General features: G+C 33.8%; 13 protein-coding genes. 6 read left to right on the top strand and 7 right to left on the bottom strand.

Going from position 1 to position 20,607, the window contains the following annotated elements; all coding sequences use genetic code 11:
- Nucleotides 1-7 precede the first annotated feature (7 nt).
- Together CLV00_RS01605 and CLV00_RS01610 are read right to left on the bottom strand one after the other, a co-directional pair.
- A complete protein-coding gene (locus tag CLV00_RS01605; protein ID WP_099713513.1) occupies nucleotides 8-3,187 on the bottom strand; it encodes a TonB-dependent receptor in 3,180 nt (1,059 codons plus the stop codon).
- Between the two features lie 319 nt (nucleotides 3,188-3,506).
- Nucleotides 3,507-4,385, bottom strand: a complete 879-nt coding sequence (locus tag CLV00_RS01610; RefSeq protein WP_099713514.1) for an AraC family transcriptional regulator — start codon at nucleotides 4,383-4,385, stop codon at nucleotides 3,507-3,509.
- Between the two features lie 261 nt (nucleotides 4,386-4,646).
- Between CLV00_RS01610 and CLV00_RS01615 the strand changes: the two genes are divergently transcribed.
- The 6 genes from CLV00_RS01615 (at nucleotide 4,647) to CLV00_RS01640 (ending at nucleotide 12,304) form a co-directional block, all read left to right on the top strand.
- Nucleotides 4,647-5,792: a glycoside hydrolase family 26 protein gene (locus tag CLV00_RS01615; protein WP_099713515.1), complete on the top strand. Its 1,146-nt coding sequence runs from the start codon at nucleotides 4,647-4,649 to the stop codon at nucleotides 5,790-5,792.
- A gap of 32 nt (nucleotides 5,793-5,824) precedes the next feature.
- Complete coding sequence (locus CLV00_RS01620; protein WP_099713516.1) at nucleotides 5,825-7,216, top strand: MFS transporter; 1,392 nt, start codon at nucleotides 5,825-5,827, stop codon at nucleotides 7,214-7,216.
- Between the two features lie 24 nt (nucleotides 7,217-7,240).
- Nucleotides 7,241-8,434, top strand: a complete 1,194-nt coding sequence (locus CLV00_RS01625) for a glycosidase (RefSeq protein ID WP_099713517.1) — start codon at nucleotides 7,241-7,243, stop codon at nucleotides 8,432-8,434.
- A 2-nt stretch (nucleotides 8,435-8,436) separates the two neighbouring features.
- Nucleotides 8,437-9,540, top strand: a complete 1,104-nt coding sequence (locus CLV00_RS01630) for an AGE family epimerase/isomerase (RefSeq protein ID WP_233206840.1) — start codon at nucleotides 8,437-8,439, stop codon at nucleotides 9,538-9,540.
- 90 nt (nucleotides 9,541-9,630) lie between these two features.
- A complete protein-coding gene (locus tag CLV00_RS01635) occupies nucleotides 9,631-10,872 on the top strand; it encodes a glycoside hydrolase family 26 protein (RefSeq protein ID WP_099713518.1) in 1,242 nt (413 codons plus the stop codon).
- 139 nt (nucleotides 10,873-11,011) lie between these two features.
- A complete protein-coding gene (locus tag CLV00_RS01640; RefSeq protein ID WP_099713519.1) occupies nucleotides 11,012-12,304 on the top strand; it encodes a cellulase family glycosylhydrolase in 1,293 nt (430 codons plus the stop codon).
- Nucleotides 12,305-12,740: 436 nt separating this feature from the next.
- Here the strand turns inward: CLV00_RS01640 and CLV00_RS01645 are convergent, their stop codons facing one another.
- From CLV00_RS01645 to CLV00_RS01665, 5 genes are all read right to left on the bottom strand, one after another.
- Nucleotides 12,741-13,883: a glycoside hydrolase family 26 protein gene (locus tag CLV00_RS01645; protein ID WP_099713520.1), complete on the bottom strand. Its 1,143-nt coding sequence runs from the start codon at nucleotides 13,881-13,883 to the stop codon at nucleotides 12,741-12,743.
- Nucleotides 13,884-14,432: 549 nt separating this feature from the next.
- The gene (locus CLV00_RS01650; RefSeq protein WP_099713521.1) at nucleotides 14,433-15,389 is read right to left on the bottom strand and encodes an aldo/keto reductase; all 957 of its coding nucleotides are present in this window, start codon (nucleotides 15,387-15,389) and stop codon (nucleotides 14,433-14,435) included.
- A gap of 126 nt (nucleotides 15,390-15,515) precedes the next feature.
- Nucleotides 15,516-17,810: a beta-glucosidase BglX gene (gene bglX, locus CLV00_RS01655; RefSeq protein ID WP_099713522.1), complete on the bottom strand. Its 2,295-nt coding sequence runs from the start codon at nucleotides 17,808-17,810 to the stop codon at nucleotides 15,516-15,518.
- 185 nt (nucleotides 17,811-17,995) lie between these two features.
- Complete coding sequence (locus CLV00_RS01660; RefSeq protein ID WP_099713523.1) at nucleotides 17,996-19,375, bottom strand: sialate O-acetylesterase; 1,380 nt, start codon at nucleotides 19,373-19,375, stop codon at nucleotides 17,996-17,998.
- A complete protein-coding gene (locus tag CLV00_RS01665) occupies nucleotides 19,365-20,459 on the bottom strand; it encodes an SGNH/GDSL hydrolase family protein (protein ID WP_099713524.1) in 1,095 nt (364 codons plus the stop codon). The genes CLV00_RS01660 and CLV00_RS01665 overlap by 11 nt, the downstream gene beginning before the upstream one ends.
- Between the last annotated feature and the right edge of the window lie 148 nt (nucleotides 20,460-20,607).

Consider the following 20,607-nt stretch of genomic DNA (forward strand, 5'->3'; position numbering starts at 1 on the left):
TTAAGTATTAGAATTCAACATTTACTCCCACTGAAATAACTCTTGGAGTTGGATAACGACCATTATCAACACCGGACAATAAAGCGTCTTGATTGAACGATCCAACTTCCGGATCATAACCAGTATATTTTGTGAACGTGTACAAGTTTTGCACACTTGCATATAATTTAAGTCTAGTCAACTTAGCTTGCGAGATAATATCCGTCGGTAATGTGTATCCAACCGTAATATTTTGTACTCTTAGGTAAGAACCGTCTTCAACGAAACGATCAGAAAAAATTAAATTAGGATGATCATAAGATGTAGGTCTTGGTAAACTTGCATCGAGGTTAGAAGGAGAATAAAAATCCAAAGCAGAAGCAAACTGATTCTGATACAAATTAGAATTTGATGTTCCAGCTCTCCTTGTAAGATTAAATAAATCATTTCCAACAGAGCCTTGCAAAAATACTGAAAAATCAAAATTTTTGTATGCAAAATTGTTAGTAAAACCGAATGTGAAATCTGGATTTGGATCTCCAATCGTAGTATAATCTAATTCATTTATCACACCATCATTATTATTATCTGCATATTTCATATCACCAGCAATAAAATCAACCGGGCTGGCACCAAAACCGTTTTTAGGCCCTGCGCTGGCATCGGCATCCGAGGTATAAATTCCTAATGAATTCAATCCATAAAAAGTACCTATAGGACCTCCGACTAGTGTTTTAGTAATTGGTTTTCTTGTATAATCATTTATAAGAGCATATTTAATAAGCAATGAACTGTTAGAAATCTCAACTAACTTATTTACATACTTAGACACGACTAATGTAGAATTCCAAGAAAAACCACTATCTAATTTGGTACTGTAGTTCACAGACATTTCAATTCCTTTATTTTCCAATGTTCCAATATTTCCAAAAGCTGAGGCTACTCCACCACCATCGCCACTTCCAGTAAGAAATAATGGCAAAGGAATTTGATACAAGAAATCTTTAGAAGTCTTTTTATAAACATCTATCGAAGCATTTAATCCTGAGTTAAAAAGTGAGAAGTCTAATCCAATATTTATTTGTTTTTGAGATTCCCAAGTCAATTCAGGATTTGGAGATCTGGAAAGCTGAAAACCTGCACCTAAAGGAGATTGTACCAAAGTCAATGCCGGGGCATATAAATTATTCGCAATTTGCTGATTTCCAGTCTCACCATAACCAGCTCTAACTTTTATATTTTTAACAGCATTAAAGTCCTGCATGAATTCCTCATTAGATAATTTCCATGACCCCGAAATAGCTGGGAAATAGCCCCATTTATTTCCTTTTGCGAACTTTGATGAACCATCTGCCCTAATAGAACCGGAAATACTGTAGCGTCCTCCATAATCATAAACTGCTTTTCCAAAAAGTGAATACAATCGTTGTGAACCACTATAGGCGAAGCCTGGTTCAACTTTTTGCAGTTCTGCAGCCACAGGTAATTCAGGTAACGAATTATCGAAAAATCCAATTCCAGTTACAGCCAAACCTTTCCAGTTGCCTTCATTAGCCTCTTGGCCTGCTAAAATATTAAAGCTATGCTTTCCAATTTCAGTTTTATAGGTTAGTAAGTTTTTAATGTTTAGTGAATAAAAACTATTTGTTCTTGAAGTAAGTGAAGCTGTATTATTACTTGCAGCTCCCCAATTATAAGTTGGACGAAATTCATTTCCTTCACTAAATTCTGCGTATCCGCCTATCTCAAAACGGTACTCTAAACCTTTCATTAACCTTGCTTCAGTAAAAACATTTCCAGAAAAATTCTTTCTGACCAATTTATTTGTGTTTGACAACGCTTCAGCGATTGGATTTCTAAAATATATTCCTTGAGAATTTGTTGGAGGACCGGCATAAGTTCCATCTGCATTATAAACAACTACGTCAGGAGTACTCAACAATGATGTACTAACTATTCCATTTTGGCTTCCATTTAATGTGATATTTTCGTTAGTAATTCCAGTATTCACAAATGCACCCACCTTCAACCAATCCTTAACTTTAGCATCCACATTAGTTCGAAAAGTATATTTTTTAAATCCAGATCCTATCACAGTACCTTCCTGATCTATATAACCTCCAGATACATAATAACTCACTCCTTCTTTTCCTCCAGAAATAGACAATTGATGCGATTTCATGATGGCAATTCTGTAGATTTCATCTTGCCAATTAGTACCTTTGCCTAATAACTCCGGATGTGAAAAATTATCATTTTTTAATGCTGTTGGGGTTAAAGCATCAATCAACCCATTTTGTAATCTGGCGTACCCTTGTAAATCCAGAACATCGATTAAATTTGTTTGCTCTTGAATCGAGTAGCTATGATCGTAAGTCAATTTACCTGATCCTTTTTTTCCTGATTTTGTAGTTATAATTACCACACCATTAGCGCCACGAGATCCATATATAGCTGTTGCTGAAGCGTCTTTCAGAATATCCATCGACTCAATATCATTGGGATTTAAAAAAGCAATTGGGCTTACAGAACTATTCCCCGTCGACGTACTACCCTCACTAAAATCATTTCCTACCAGCGGTTTACCTGTAGTTGACTTACTGGTGGCGTCACCAGAAATTGGTACACCATCCACAACATATAATGGCTCATTTGTACCTCCAAGAGAAGAAATACCTCTAATTTTCACAGAAGTGTTGCTCCCGGGTTGACCAGAATTACTAGTCACTGTTACTCCTGCAGCTTTACCCTGTAACATCTGATCCACAGACACCTGCTTCAAATTTTCAAGATCCTTAGCTTTTACAGAAGATATTGCACTCGTTATATCGCCTCTTTTTTGAGTACCATAACCTATAACCACAACTTCTTGTAGATTTTGTGAAGTAGACTTCAATGACACATTGATTTTAGATTTCCCTTTTACTGCAATATTTTGGGTTTCAAATCCAATAAAAGAAAATGATAATGTAGCATTAACGGGAGCATCAATTTCATATTTACCATCAATATCTGTCGATGCAGATTTGCTTGACCCTATGACCAATACATTCACACCAGGTATGGTAAGACCCTTTTCATCAGTTACAACACCTTGAACTTTAGCTTGGGCTGTAATAAAATTGCTTGTAAGCAGTAAAAATAATAACAAAGGAATTGCTCTGTGATTGCCGTTCCAATGAATTAAATTAGACAATAGTTTTTTCATAATAAATGTTTAGTTAGTTAAGATTGTTAATTTCTGAAAAACATATTTCAGAAATAAAATGCATATTAATTATTCTGATTTATAATTAACAAATCTATAACACATGTAAACATTAAATTAATAGTATTATATCATTTAATGATAATATTTTTACTTTAGACACAAATAGTAAAACATATCAAAATAATAACCTAATTAAATTATACATAACATAATTTTATTGACTAAATAATAACATAAAAGGAATTAAGAGATAAGCAACAATAACATCTATTTCAATTTAAAACGAAGTAGTAACAGGGAAATAAGAACAAATTACCTATAGAATTCTTTTCAAACCAGAAAAATCTTCTCTATACTGACTTGGAGTACATTTTTTTATAGACTTAAAGCTTCTGTTGAAATTTGCAATATTATTAAAGCCTGATTTAAAAGCTATTTCTGAAATACTAAGATCTTTTTCTACCAACCATCTGGCAGCATAACCAATTCGAATATCATTGATATAATTAACAAATGTTTTTCCAGTTCTCTTCTTAATAAATCGATTGAACGATATACTAGTCATACTCGCTACATTCGATACATCATCTAGAGATATTTTCTCTGCAAAATTTTTTTGAACATACTCATACACTAATTTCATTTTATCATAATCGTCAAAAGTGTCGTAATCGACAGTAAATGTTGACAATAACCTTTGATTTCTTGAATTTGCTAAATCATAGAGTATTGATGTGATTTCAAGAAAATAATCCATACCATCTAACTTTGAAATTTTAATCAATCGTGAAGAAAGCTCTTCTGCAGTTTTTTTTGAAAATAAAATACCATGAATAGATCGATTAAACATGTCTTTTATAGGATTCATTATGCGTCTTGACAATAAAGTTTCATCAAATAAATCATTATGAAATTGTATGGTAATTTCATGAATTTGCTTATTAGTACACTTATGTAATTCCCACCCATGGTATAAATTGGGGCCAATTAATACCAATTCAATATTATCAATTTCTTCTATATTATCGCCCACAACTCTTTTAACACCTTTACCATTTTGTATAAAATTTATCTCAAATTCAGGATGATAATGGACCGGAAAGTCAAAATTGTCTTTTACTCTGTCAAATACCAAAAAACTATCGCCTGATGATAATGGTGGAATTTCTCGGTAAAATTTCTTTAAATTGCTCATATCGTTTTTTTTTACCTGCAATAATATGATATATAATTGATAAAATAATATTAATTAAATGCGAGTCATGCAATTATCTTTGAAAAATACAATTATCATTTTTTTAAAAAGAATATGAATATTAAATACGAATCATTTTTATTACACACTATTTTTATAGTTTTAGCAGTTAAAGTCCTAAAAATAATTTTCACATATTTTAGGGCTGATTGTATTGTAAAAAACTAAGTATACTAAAACAACCCTCACAATTGACTACTAATGAAAAAAATACTTTATGTAATTCTTATATGCACTCACATTGCGACCTCCTGTTCTACAAAAGCACAAAGTATTGATACAAAATTATCTCTCACTGATAGAAATGCGACAGCAGAAACAATAATACTATACAAAAAACTGACAATAAATACAGAAAAAGGAATTCTTTTTGGGCATCAAGACGATCTAGCTTATGGTGTAAATTGGAAATATAAAACACAAAGAAGTGACGTTAAAGATGTTACTGGAGACTATCCTGCAGTTTACGGATGGGATCTCGGAGGCTTGGAAAAAAAAGCTACAACTAATATTGACGGTGTTCCTTTTGACAAAATGAGGAAATTTATTAAAGATGCTCACACACGAGGCGGCGTTGTAACATTAAGTTGGCATTTAGACAATCCCTTAACTGGAAATAACGCATGGGACACCACTCCAAAATCATTAGTTTCTGCTTTACCAGGAGGAGAAAGCCATGAAAAATTCAGATCTTGGCTTGATGAAGCTGCAAAATACATTTTAACTTTAAAAGACAGTAAAGGGAAACCAATTCCAATCTTGTATCGCCCTTACCATGAATTAACAGGAAATTGGTTTTGGTGGTGTAAGAACAACGGGAATCCTGCTGAATTCAAACTTTTATGGAGATTCACCATTAATTATTTACAAAAAAAAGGAGTACATAATTTAATTTATGTCTACAATACTGCTGATTTTAAAACGAAGGATGAATTTTTAGAATATTATCCAGGTTCAAATTATGCGGATATCTTGAGCTTTGACAAATACCAATACACTGATCCTAAAATAGATAACTCCTTTGTTGAAAATTGTCAAAATCAATTTAAAATAATGAATGAAGTTGCGAAAGAGCAAAATAAAATAATGGCATTTGCTGAAACTGGTTATGAAGCAATTCCTTATGATAAGTGGTGGACTAATACGCTCATGAAAGCCATAGGTGACTATAAAATTTCCTACGTATTAGTATGGAGAAACCACGGATGGCAGGAAAAAGAACAAAAAATGCACTATTATGCACCTTATAAAGGACAGATAAGTGAAAAAGACTTCATAGATTTTTATAATCTTGATCGAATTTTATTCGAAAAAGAAGCTGCAAAAGAAAACCTGTATCAAAAATAATTTATTAAAACTAGACCTATAAACCATAAAAAATGCACAATAAAATAAGTATAAAAGAAAAAGTTGGTTATGGCTTAGGAGATGCTGCTTCCTCCATGTTCTGGAAAATATTCAGTATGTATCTCATGTTTTTTTACACTGATGTTTTTGGTTTGGCACCAGCAGTTGTAGGAACTATGTTTCTAATTACTAGAATATGGGATTCTTGTTTTGATCCACTAGTAGGAATAATTGCTGACCGTACAAAAACGCGCTGGGGAAAATTCAGACCCTATCTTTTATGGACTGCAATCCCTTTTGCAGTAATCGGAGTTTTAACTTTTTATACACCTGATTTTGATGAAAAAGGGAAAATAATCTACGCCTACATCACCTATTCACTAATGATGATGGTTTATTCCATCATAAATGTACCATACGCCTCATTACTTGGAGTACTTTCATCCGATAGAAAAGAACGGACTACTCTCTCATCCTATAGAATGGTTTTTGCTTTCGCAGGAAGTTTATTAGCGTTATGGCTCATCGAACCTTTGGTGAATTATTTTGGAGGGAACATGAATTCAGAAAAAGGTTGGTTGTATACCATTATAATCTTTGGAATTATCACTACTTTCTTTTTCTGGGGTTGCTTTTTTTTAACCAAAGAAAGAGTCCAACCAATTTCAGATGAAAAAACTGACTTAAAAGAAGACCTTAAAGATCTTTGGAAAAATAAACCTTGGTGGATCCTTCTTGGTGCAGGAATTGGGGCATTAATCTTTAATTCAATCCGCGATGGTGCAGCAGTTTATTATTTTAAATACTATGTCAGCAATACGCTAAATTATAGCTTTAATCTCTTTGGAGAAACCTTTGCGATGACACCAACTTCTCTTTACTTGGTTTTGGGACAAGCAGCAAATATAATTGGAGTAATTGCAGCAACGCCAATTGCTAATAGAATTGGTAAAAAGAACACCTTTTTGGGATCAATGTCTTTGGCTGCGATTTTGAGTATGATTTTTTACTTTTTTGGAAAAGAAGAAGTTTTACTAATTATGATTTTCCAGGTATTAATAAGTATTTGCGCGGGCTGCATCTTTCCTTTGATATGGTCAATGTATGCCGATAGTGCTGATTATTCCGAATGGAAACAAGGAAGACGTGCTACAGGACTTGTATTTTCAGCTTCTTCGATGTCTCAAAAATTTGGATGGACGATCGGAGGCGCTGCGACTGGATGGCTACTTGCATACTACGGATTCCAAGCAAATATTGAACAAACTGCGGTTACACAAAACGGTATCCAACTCATGCTTAGTATACTTCCAGCGTTAGCCGCTGTGATTTCAGTACTATTTATTGTGTTTTACCCACTAACAGAAAAAAAATTACAGATTATTGAACAAGAACTTAACAGCAAAAGAAATTTAACTAATTAATACTTTATTCTAGAACTTTCAACTATGAATACAAAAACAGTAATTACCCGTTTCCAAAAAAGAAAAACTGAAATTGAAAATGAATTTCAGCAGCTTATTGAGCAAAAAAACGAATCTCAGTCATCTGTTGGCAACGGTATATTCGTTCGTTATAAAAATCCCATCATTACAGCAAGCCATACTCCTATTGAATGGCGATATGATTTAAATGCGAATACAAATCCTTTATTACTAGAACGAATTGGCATTAATGCTGCGTTCAATTCTGGTGCTATGAAATGGAATAATAAATTTATTCTTGCCGTTCGCGTAGAAGGTTTCGATCGAAAATCTTTTATTGCAATCGCCGAAAGTCCAAACGGATTAGATAATTTTAAATTCTGGGAGAAGCCATGTGTTTTACCACAAACAGAGGAACCAGATACTAATGTGTACGATATGCGTTTGGTCAACCATGAAGATGGTTGGATTTACGGCATTTTTTGTACTGAGAGAAAAGATCCCAAAGCCCCCGCTGGAGATACTAGTTCCGCTATTGCAAACGCAGGAATTGTTCGCACCAAAGATTTAATTAATTTTGAAAGATTACCAGATCTAATTTCAAATACAGGTCAACAACGAAATGTAGTTTTACATCCTGAGTTTGTCAATGGGAAGTATGCTTTATACACTCGTCCACAAGACGGTTTTATTGACATAGGAAACGGTGGTGGTGTAGGATTAGGTTATGTTGACGATATGACAAATCCAATTGTACAAAACGAAGCCATCATCTACGGAAAACAATACCATACTGTTTATGAACTTAAAAATGGTTTAGGACCAGCTCCCATAAAAACAGAAAAGGGTTGGTTGCATTTAGCACATGGCGTAAGAAATACTGCTGCAGGATTGCGTTATACACTATATATGTTCATGACAGATTTAAATGATATTTCAAAAGTAATCTATAAACCTGCAGGACATTTTATGGCTCCTGAAGAAATAGAAAGAATTGGCGATGTCTCAAATGTAGTGTTTTCTAATGGTTGGATTGAAGACAGCGACGGAACTGTATATATCTATTATGCCTCTTCAGATACTAGAATGCATGTTGCCGTTTCATCCGTTGAAAAATTGATTGATTATGTCATAAACACTCCCGAAGATACCTTTACATCAGCTGGTTCTGTGAATACTATTATTCGACTAGTAGATAAAAACAAAGCAATTTCATAAACGTGTCGTCACCTATAAAACAATTACAGTCAGAACTTACTATTGAACTCAATTCTATCCTTTGGTATTGGTCGAAGTTTACTATGGACACCAAAAATGGAGGTTTCATTGGTCAAATTGATAATAATGAAATTATTAATATCGAAGCCGAAAAAGGCTCTGTTTTAAATGCACGAATCCTATGGACGTTTTCATCAGCTTTTAAAATAACCAAAAACGAAGAACATAAAATAATTGCAAAAAGAGCTTTTGATTATATATTATCACATTTTTATGATATTGAATTTGGCGGAATTTTTTGGAGTCTTCATTCCGATGGAACTCCAAAAGACACCAAAAACCAAATCTATGCAATAGCATTTGTTATCTATGGTATGACAGAATATTATGCTGTTTCCAAAGAGGAGAAAGCACTAGAAGTAGCCATTGATTTGTACAAGAAGATCCAAAAGTACAGTTTTGATTCAATTAACAAAGGATATCTTGAAGCCTTCTCCCAAAACTGGAAAAACATTGACGATTTACGTTTAAGTGACAAAGACGCTAATGAAAAGAAAACAATGAATACACATTTGCATATAGTGGAAGCCTATGCAAATTTGTATAAAGTATGGAAAGATGTGACCTTACAAAAAGATATCATCGAAATATTACAGGTTATCGACACTCATTTTATAAACGAAGAAACGGGGCATTTAAAGCTATTTTTTGATGAAAACTGGATAGAAAAACCCGACGTAATTTCTTATGGCCATGATATTGAAGCTGCCTGGCTCCTATTACAATGTGCCGAGATTTCAGAAGACGCTACATTGATTGCACGTTACAAAATACACGCTATTCAACTCACTAACAGTACAAAAGAAGGAATTGATGTAGATGGCGGTTTATGGTATGAATTAGACCCAGAAAGCAATCAATTAATTGCCGAAAAACACTGGTGGCCACAAGCAGAACTGATGATAGGTTTTTTTAATGCTTATCAATTAACAAGTGATACATCCTATTTAGATATTGTATTAAAAAATTGGGATTTTGTTAAAACATATATTCTTGATACCCTTAATGGAGAATGGTATTGGGGATTAATGCTGATTATTCAGTAATAAAAAAAGACAAAGCTGGTTTCTGGAAATGCCCGTATCACAATGGTCGTGCTTGTATAGAAATCATTAACCGCATTAAATCAATTAAAAATGAATAAATTATATCTTTTAATAACAGTACTTTGCTATACATTCTTTATTTCAGGTTGCTCTTCAGGTCTTGATACTCCTGATACTATTGTATCGCCACCAGTCACTACACCAGTTTCTGATACAGATGCTTTAACTACCGTGAATGTAAAAACACATATGGTTGATGCTAGTGCTACAGCAGAAACGGTTGCTTTATTTTACAATCTAAAGAAACTTGCTAAAACTAAATTTGCCATTGGACAACAAGATGCATTCAATGCTTTTTACAACAATGGTTCATCATCACTGTCCGACATCAAAAAAACAACCGGAAATGATCCTGCACTATTAGGTTCTGACTTCATGTTTATTACCGATAAAAATAATACGGGTCAAAACGACAACTGGTTTTACCAACAAGAAAAAAAGATTACGGATGATGCCAAACAAGCTTACGCAAAAGGTATGATTAATGTTTTCTGCTGGCATTTGAGAGAGCCAAACAAAGAAGACAGTTTCTATGCTAATGACATGAGTGCAGCCGAAAAAGCTACTGCTTTCAAAAGTATTTTGCCTGGAGGCTCAAAGCATGATTGGTATAAGTTAAAACTCGATAAAATAGCATCGGTAATTTCTAATTTAAAAGGAAGCAATGGTGAGTTAATCCCTATCATCTTTAGACCTTTTCATGAGTTTGACGGAAATTGGTTTTGGTGGGGTGCTGATTATTGCTCACCCGAGGAATACAAAACCGGTTTTCAGTTTACTGTTAATTATCTTAAAAACAGCAAAGGTCTTCACAATGTATTGTATGCATTTTCTCCTGACAATACATACTCAACATCAACTAATTATTTGAGTCGCTACCCAGGCGATGCGTTTGTTGATGTTTTAGGTATGGATAATTATGGTGATTTTAACAATCAAGGACAAGCCGGTTCAGACAGAGCCAATACAAAATTGAAGATGGTCTCCGATTTAGCTAAAAGCAAGGTGAAAATTGCCGCATTGACCGAAACTGGTTACCAAGTAACAACTACAAATACTCCTATATCTGGATGGTTCTCTAATTATTTATACAATGCTCTAACTGCAAATAATATCGAGATTAGTTTTGTAATGTTTTGGAACAATACTCGAGATGGTTATTATGTACCAACTCCTTCTGTTACTAATGCACCTGACTTCACAAGTTTTACCAGTAAACCAAAGTCGGTATTAGTGAATACATTGCCTAAAATGTATGTTCTACCTAATTAAAACCAAAAGTCAAAGTCTAACTTTTTAATAATAACAAATAACGAAGCCATAATAGCCATGAAAATCCTTTTTTTGAGGTTTTACAACCAAAAAAAGATTGTAACGAATAGCAGGAAAAAGCTCCTGAAATAAATTAATTATGAAGAAATTAGTATTAAAAATATTTTTTGGAATTTTTTGTTTGACCAATATTAGTTGCCAAGCACAAAAACAACAGCCTGCAATAACTGTAAAAGGAACGCAATTTTACAAAGGTGACAAATTGTATTCGTATGTTGGCACCAATTATTGGTATGGTGGTTTATTGGCATCTAAAAAAGTAGGCGACCGAAAAAGACTGCTTCGGGAACTAGATTTAATGAAGAAAAATGGTATTGACAATTTAAGAATCTTAGTGGGCGCTGATGGTGGAACCTATGATTACACGGTTAGTCCAGCCTTACAATACGAGCAGGGAAAATACAATGCCGATTTGCTGGATGGTTTGGATTTCTTGATTGCCGAAATGGGAAAACGCAATATGTATGCGGTTTTATACCTCAACAACAACTGGGAATGGTCAGGCGGTATGTCGCAATATTTAGAATGGAACGGCTTCGGAAAAATTCCGAATCCAAACATTAAACCCAACTCTTGGCCTCAATTCATGGATTATGTAAAACAGTACCACAGTTGTGAGCCTTGTATGGTGGCTTTTGAAAATCATATAAAATATATTTTGGGCCGAACTAATGCCTATACAAACAAGAAATATACTGAAGACAATGCGATTATGGCATGGCAAATAGGCAATGAACCCCGCGTTCTTAGTATCGAAAACGAAAAAAAATTTACGGCTTGGCTGAACAAAACTGTTGATTTGATTGATAGTTTAGATTCCAATCATTTGATTTCAACAGGTTCTGAAGGTAAAGCGGGATCAAATGATGATTTGGCTACCTATGAACGCACGCACATGAATCCGAAGATTGATTATTTAACTATGCATATCTGGCCAAAAAACTGGGGTTGGTTCAACGCTGAAGACGCAAAAACTACTTTGCAAATTGCGATTCAAAAAGCTACAGCATACATAAACGAGCATGTCGATGTAGCCAAAAAATTAGGTCGCCCCATTGTTATTGAAGAATTTGGATTACCAAGAGCCTATGAAAGCCTACTACCAAATTCCTCGGTATTGGATAGAAACGCATTTTACAAAGCTTTCTTTGAAAAATTGATTTTAAGTCGCAGCAATAATGAGGCGTTGCGCGGTGTTAATTTTTGGGGTTTTGGCGGCGAAGGAAAAGCTGTTAATACTTCCGGGAAATGGAATATTGGTGACCCTTTTACTACTGATCCACCGCAGGAACCACAAGGTTTGAATACTGTTTTCTCGACAGACAAATTAACATTGGAATTGGTGAAAAAATATAATTTGAAACTTAAATAGAAACATAGTCCACTACTTTAAATTCATAACATAAAAAACATAGGCTTTAATGTTGTCCTTTTTATTTTTTAGCATTTCCTGTTTTTAATGAAACTACTAATCATCGACCGCTATTGGCAAAAACACCTATTACTTTTTTCAATATATCTCGCTCTAACTCGGCATTTTTGAGCCTTTTTCTCCAGTTCATGAATTCATTCTTGTTCCGGACGTAGTTATAAATTTACTTTTGCAACAAAAATTCTTTCTCCAAAATTATTAGTAAAAAGAAATATTTTCGAATTACGACCAACGGGTTAATTTTATGAGCAAATCAAAATAAGAACTTATAACACAAAAAAACAGTAGTTAACATTGGTTTACTACTGTTTAAAAAATTATACTTTTTATTAATCCACTATCGCTCTTTCAGCTCTGGACAGTATATTTTGAAAAATTAGAATATCCCTAAAAATTTACGCTTGTATATTTTCTTTAAATCTTTTTCAAAAATAGTAAAGGGGTCATTATAAAATTTCAAGAAATCAGGAACACTATTTTGCCCAGGAAATGGTGCATAATAATGTGTTGGACTTTGTGTATCATTTCTCCAAACTAACACATATGACAATTGCATGTTTTCAGATTTCAATACTTTTAGCAAAGTTTCTGTCCACCATATTGGATTTGGAATCGATTCTAATCCAGTTTCTGTTAACGCTGCTAATTTATTACTCTTAATACCGTAGTCTGAAACTATTTTAAGTTTCTTGATAGCTCTTTCAATATTATAATTCCCATCTCTTCCAAAGTCACCATAATTATCCATACCTACCATATCCACATAATCATTACCGGGAAAACGCTCTAAAAACTCCTCTTCCGTATTAAATTTGTTATCGGGTGAAAATGCATATATAAAATTATGAACCTTTAAAGTATCTCTTAAGTAAGAAACTGTGAACTGCCAGACGGCGATAAAATCTTCACGAGAGGCATACGGTTTTCCCCACCAAAACCATTCTCCGTCAAATTCATGATAAGGCCTAAAGATTATAGGAGCCAATTTGCCGTTACTCCCTTTTACAGAATTAGCAAAATCTGCAATTGTCTTTAAAATTTTTTTATACTCTTCGTGTTTTGAACCTCCAGGCTTGATCAATGGCATTGAAGCTAAAGATACCCCCTCTTTCCAATAAAACCCATCTTTAGAAGCTGGATTTGAAAAATGCCATGCAGCTGTAGTTACCCCGCCTCTATTGTAAGTATCTACAACATTTTTTTTTAAGCCTTCTTTAGTTTTTTCGATATCTGCTTCTGATCTCCCAGATAATCCGCTAAAATCGATACCAACCATTGCAGGAAATGATCCAGTAACCGATTTTACATCTGAGCGATTGGCATCACCACTCCAACCATGTCCATATTCAGTAGCATGTTGATGTGCAAACAGTATGCTCCTTTTAGAGATATCCTTCAGGTTTTTGTATAAGGCTTTGGTTTCTTTAGTTGCATCTTTGTCGATCTGACCGGAAACAAAATTTCCTACCAATAAAAAGGATACTGTACATAGAGTATTATAAAATACTTTTTTATTCATAATTAAAAATATTTATTTGAATTCTGAAAATTAAGCTTATTAACCTAAATATGATGATACTTTTTTATCAATTGATTCTCAGATAAGATCACCCCTGCGGATATTACTTTTTTATCTAGAATTTTCAATCAGACAAGCATATTACTCAAAATAACAAGCCTGTAACACAGTAAAAAAACACAACTTTTTTGGCTTTTATTTGTTTTATTTTTACTCAATTTATAAATGAGTGATGGGGAACCAAAGAAGTAATCACCGCCCCTAAATCGACAACCTATTTAACTCAGCTCCGTACGAGGTGAAAAAAGAAAAAAATATTTAAAAACCAATCCATTATTTTTAAAACTAACTCTAATTTAAATTTAAGTAAATTACCGAAATACACTTTTTTAAAGACTAATTTTAAACTGATACAGTTGATTAGACAATACCTCAAAATTAGGTATCGTTTTAAATCAATTTACCCTAAAATTAAAAAAAGGCTCCAATTCTAAAAAATGGAGCCTTAGTTTTTAATCTTAAATTTAGTAACTACGGAATAGCGTTTGTTTATTTTAAAATTTGCTCAATTTCATTCAACTCATCTAGAGTAAAATCAAGGTTTTGCAAACTATCAATATTATTGTTTAACTGCCCTACTGAACTCGCTCCAATTAGGACCGAAGTGATACGGTTATCTTTTAACAACCAAGCCAGAGCCATTTGTGCCAAAGATTGATTTCTGTTTTTTGCAATTTTATTCAAGGCCACTATTTTGACCACTTTCTCATCAGATACTTCTTCTAATTGTAAATGACCATTAGGATTAAAAGCACGAGAATTTTCTGGAATTCCTTTTAAATATTTATCGGTAAGTAGTCCTTGTGCCAATGGCGAAAAAGCAATACATCCTACTCCTTTATCTTCTAAAACGTCCAGTAAACCTTCCTCACAGGTACGCACAAACATGGAGTATTTTTCTTGATGAATTAAACAAGGTGTCCCTAGTTGTTGCAAAATTTCAGTAGCTTGATTCGTTTGTTCTGCTGGATAATTAGAAATTCCTGCATACAACGCTTTTCCGCTTCGTACTGCATAGTCTAATGCCATCATAGTCTCTTCTAAAGGCGTATTTGAGTCATAACGATGTGAATAAAAGATATCTACATAATCGAGGTTCATTCTCTTTAAACTTTGATTTAAACTCGTTATTAAGTATTTTCTTGATCCCCATTCTCCATAAGGACCTTCCCACATTTTATAGCCTGCCTTTGTAGCAATCACCAATTCATCACGCAAATTGCCTTGGAAATTATTTTTTAAAATGTTACCAAAATTAGTCTCTGCAGAACCTGGTATTGGTCCGTAATTGTTGGCTAAATCAAAATGTGTTATTCCTTTATCAAAAGCTTCTTTGACAATATTTTCTCCGTTTTCAAAATTATCTACTGAACCGAAGTTATGCCATAATCCTAAAGAAATTTGTGGTAATAATAAACCACTTTTTCCGCATCTATTGTATTCCATTGCATTAATTTAAAAAATTTGATTTCAATTTTCTAATTCGTAAAATTCGCATTCATAAGTATATAACACAAATAAACCCGACCTGTTTCTTAAGCTGTCGGGTTTAAATATTGTATTCTATAAAAATTATTTTATCTCAAAACTGCTTTCTAAACCTTTGTCTGAGCTTCCTCCTACCATGATTTTAAAAGTCCCATGCTCTACAAGGTAATTACCATCATTATCAAAGAAACCTAATTCTTTGTCTGTTAATGTTAACGTTATTGTTTTAGTTTCCCCTTTTTTCAAATCAACTAATTCAAAACCTTTCAGTTCTTTTACCGGACGAGCTAAACTTGCTACCTCATCATGAATATATAATTGAACGACCTCTTTACCATCATAATTTCCTGTATTAGTAACATCTACAGATACTTTTACCGCTTCTCCTAAAGCAATAGCAGTTTTATCTAATTTTAAGTTTTTGTACTCAAAAGTCGTATAACTTAATCCAAAACCAAAAGGAAATTGTGGCGTTTTCTCAACATCCGTATAGTGAGACCAAAACACATTTCCTTCTCCATTAGTTGGTCTTCCTGTACTGTAATTGTTGTAGTAAATTGGTACTTGGCCTACATTTCTAGGGAATGACATTGGTAATTTACCACTTGGATTATAATCCCCATATAAAACTTGAGCTACCGCATTTCCTGTTTGAGTTCCTAAATGCCATGCTTCAACAATAGAAGGGATATGCGCTGCTGCCCAAGGCAATGCTAAGGGTCTTCCATTGTTTAAAACCAAAACAATATTTGGATTTACTTTATATATTTCTTCTAATAATTCTTGTTGCAAACCTGGTAAATCAAGATTTGTTCTACTACGTCCCTCCCCTGATTGAAATCCATGTTCTCCTAATACCATCACTACAACATCAGCACTAGCTGCTGCTTTTTTAGCAGCATCAAAACCGCTTCTATCAGTAGTATTAAAAACCAATTCTTCGATAAATGCAGTTTTACCGATAGTCAAATCAGCTCCTTTTTCAAAAGTCAACTGATTCCCTTTATATTGTTGCATTCCTTCTAATACCGAAACTGCAGTATTATCATCAGAAGCTATTCTCCAGCTTCCTAACGGACTGTTTTTATCATTTGCCAAAGCACCAATTAAAGCAATTTTTTGTCCTGATTTTTTTAGCGGAAGTAAATTAGACTCATTCTTCAATAACACGATCGATTTTTTGGCCATGTCCAATACTCCGTCATTATTGGCTTTGTTCCCAATTGTAGCTTTTTCCCGTTTCTCGTCACAATATCTGTAAGGATCATCAAATAATCCCAATTCAAATTTCACTCTTAAAATTCTACGAACGGCATCATCAACTAATGATTCTTTTACTTTTCCTTCTTGAACTAATTTTGCCAATTCAGCTACATACATAGAGGATTCCATATCCATATCTGAACCAGCTGTTACGGCTTTTTGTGTGGCATCTACACCATCTTTTGCATAACCATGGTTAATCATTTCACGAACCGAAGCCCAGTCTGAAACCACAAATCCGTCAAAGTTCCATTTTCCTTTTAAAATATCTCTTTGCAAAAAAGCATTTCCTGTAGCGGGAACCCCGTTTAAGATATTAAACGAGTTCATAAACGTACGAACACCCGCTTCCTTAGCTGCATAAAACGGAGGCAATACTTCATTATACAATCTAGAATTACTAATATCCACAGTATTATATTCCTTCCCTGCTTCGGCAAAACCATAAGCAGCAAAGTGTTTGGCGCAAGCCGCGATGGTATTTACTTTTAGCAAATCAGCTTTAGAATCACCTTGAAAACCGGTAACCCTAGCAGTCGCTATTTTACTTCCTAAATAGGCATCTTCACCTGCTCCTTCCATTACTCGACCCCAACGTGCATCATGTGATACATCAACATTAGGTCCAAAAGTCCAGTTAATCCCCACTGCCGAAGCTTCGGCTGCAGCCACTTGAGCTGATTTTTTAATTGCTTCCAAATCCCAACTCGCTGCTTCAGCGAGCGGAATTGGACTTAACGTTTTATAGCCGTGAATTACGTCAAATCCAATGATTAATGGAATCCCTAAACGTGTTTCTTCAACAGCAATTTTTTGTACCGCTTTTACCTCCTTCACTCCACGAACAGATAACATGGATCCTACTAATCCAGCACGCAAGTGCTTGTATTTCAATTCGGCATTTCCTCCAGTGGGAGCCGGTCCAGTCACTTCCCAAAAACCGTTGTATTGATTCATTTGTCCTACTTTCTCCTCCAGCGTCATTTGTCTCACCAACAAATCGATACGTTCTTCAGTAGGTTTTGTTTTATCTAAATAAGATTTATTCTGTGCATTCATAGTTCCAATGGTAATCAGGGTAAAAATCCCTGTTGTAATTAATTTTTTTGCGTTCATAATTTATTTTAGTTTGGTTTGGTTTTTTTATTGGCGTGACTCTTCTTAAAAACTTCGGACCGGGCTACACGGCTTTATCTCTTCACTCCGTTACGAGGATATAGCCTACAACTATAATCACTGAACTCCTCTTCAAAAATAGAATATAGTTAAGGAATCCCTCACGCAGTCATAATTTCCTATTACTATTCTGTTATAAAAGACGATGCAGGCAAATTTGCTTTATTGAATAAATCAGATTGTGCTGTGTTCTTCCATGAAAAACGAACTTTTAATGGATTTGGAACTTTTTTAGAGGTCAATAAAACAGCATTGTTTTTTATACTTGCGTCTGCAACATAAAAGACATTATCAGCACCTGCAATTTCAAATTGATTTGATTTCTTATTTAAAAAATGCAATCCCTCAGTATAATCAAAAGCAACAATTACTGTATTTTTTTCTATTTTAATATTTTTATAAAGCGGTCCGTTTACCAAATCCGTGTTAGTTTTATATGTTTTCACCAAAGCCAAATTAGCCAATCTAGTTCCTACTGTTTTCTTATCTTTAGGATGTATGTCATCAATTGGTGAAATATCACTAGTCAATACCATTCCGGTATTAGGAATTTCTTGCAACACTTTACGCTGTGCATTTCTAACTTCGACTCCGCCAAAATGATCATCACCATATTGATAAGGAGCAATTTGTACATAATAAAAAGGAAACTCGTAATTCCATAATTTTCTCCAAGAAGAAATTAAAGCCGAAAAAGTTTTATCATAAACTGCAGATCCAACATTTGATTCCCCTTGATACCAAATTACACCTGCAATTTTAAATCCTACCAAAGGATAAATCATCGCATTAAAAGCGCGTCCTGGTTGGTTGGGACCATAGGTTTCTTCTTTTCTTGTTTTGGCGCTTGCTAGTAAAACCGCATCATTTTGAATGACTTCTTCCGGCATCCAAATCTCTGCTGGCGTTCCTCCCCAATTGGATGATATCAAACCAATTGGAACATTTTTTAATTCTTCTTGTAATCGCTTTGCAAAAAAATAACCAGCAGCACTAAAATTTCTAATGGTTTCTGGAGTACTTTCGGTCCAACTTCCTGGCACATTATTTTGTGGTGATGTAGCTGTTAATTTAGGTATAGAAAAAAAACGGATATTGGGATTAGTGGCATTTTTTACCGCCTCTTCCCCATTTTCTATCCCCCAACTTGCTGACATTTCCATATTCGATTGTCCAGAGCAAATCCATACTTCGCCAATTAGGATGTTTTTTAATATGATTTCGTTATAGCCTTTTACAATGACAATGTAAGGCCCTCCTTCTTTTGGAGTTGGAATTTTAATTTCCCATTTGGCTTGATTGTTGGCTTTAAATTTATATTCTTGATGATTCCAACTTGGCGTGACTACTACCTCTTCCTGTGGATTTGCCCAACCCCAAATGGTAACTTCGGTATTGCGCTGTAACACCATATTATCTGAAAACACATTTGGAAGCGTAACATTTGGGAAAACAGTATTTGACAACATTAGTATAAGAGTTAAGGCAAGAAGATTATTTTTCATCAAGTAATTTTTTAAAGTAAGGAATTAATTGGTCAGCCATTATTTTGTCGTCGGCAATATCAGGATGAGAGCCACAACCGTTTGGTTTCATCGATTTAAATTCAAATAAAGCAATCGTTTTATGTTGTTTGTCATGATCAAAAGCCTCAATTACTTTTTTCAAACAACGTACTAAAACTACATTTCTATCTCCAGAAACCATAGGACTGTTCAATAGAACAATTCTAGTTTTAGGTGCATGTTTGTATACCGTTTTGATAAAAGCAATATAATTTGACACGTATTTTTCTTCATTAAAAGGCAATCTTTCTTTTTTTCCATCTCCATCAGAAAGGTCATTTGTTCCCAAACAAATGCTCACTAAATCCGGCTGAAAAACAAAATTGTATGGTTTAGAATTGTCTTTATTTAAATATAAATTTTCATAAACATCAGGAATAATAGCTTCTTCTTTATGCTCATCATTCCAGTTGCGATACATCCCAAATCCAGATACAGCACTCAATACATAATCAACATCTAAACTACGTGATGCTATAGCTCCGTATGCCCAATACCCATTATGTTGATCATACCATTCGCCATTCCCACATAGAATTTCGGCAGTATCATTACCAAAACCACAAGTAATAGAATCACCTATAAATTCAATTTTCTTTTTCTTTGGCACTACACTTTCTATTAATTTAGCGGTAGTTCCAATGAATAATACGGCTCCATTTGCCGCTTCAGTAGCTTTATATATGGTTAAACGGTGTTTTTTATTTTTGTTTGTAATAGTTACAGGAATTTTTTGAGCTACCCCTTTTTTAATTAGAACTCTTCCTATATATTCACCATCTAATTCTAATGAAACAAAATTATGATGTTCATAAGTATCGACACTTTGCAAGTTTATAACACAAGTACTTCCTTCAAAATCAAAAGAAACTGAGGAAGCTGAAGCTATTAATAATACTTTGTTATTCTCTTGTAACTCTACTCTTCCAGCATAATGAAAAGTATCGTTTATATCATCTATTTGGGCAGAGCAAGATAAACCAAAGTATAGAAAAAAAAGTAACAAAAAATTTTTTAGTATCATTCAAAAAAAATTAAATTAAAATAAAGTAAAAATAACTTTTTAATATTTTTAGAATTGATAGTATAATAACAATTTACAATCTAAAAATTGCGTCTTAGCATATTAAATTATTTGCTATTTAAAGCATAATTAGATATTCTGATTAGAA

It is taken from the genome of Flavobacterium sp. 11, assembly GCF_002754315.1.
GTDB classification, from domain to species: Bacteria; Bacteroidota; Bacteroidia; order Flavobacteriales; family Flavobacteriaceae; genus Flavobacterium; species Flavobacterium algoritolerans.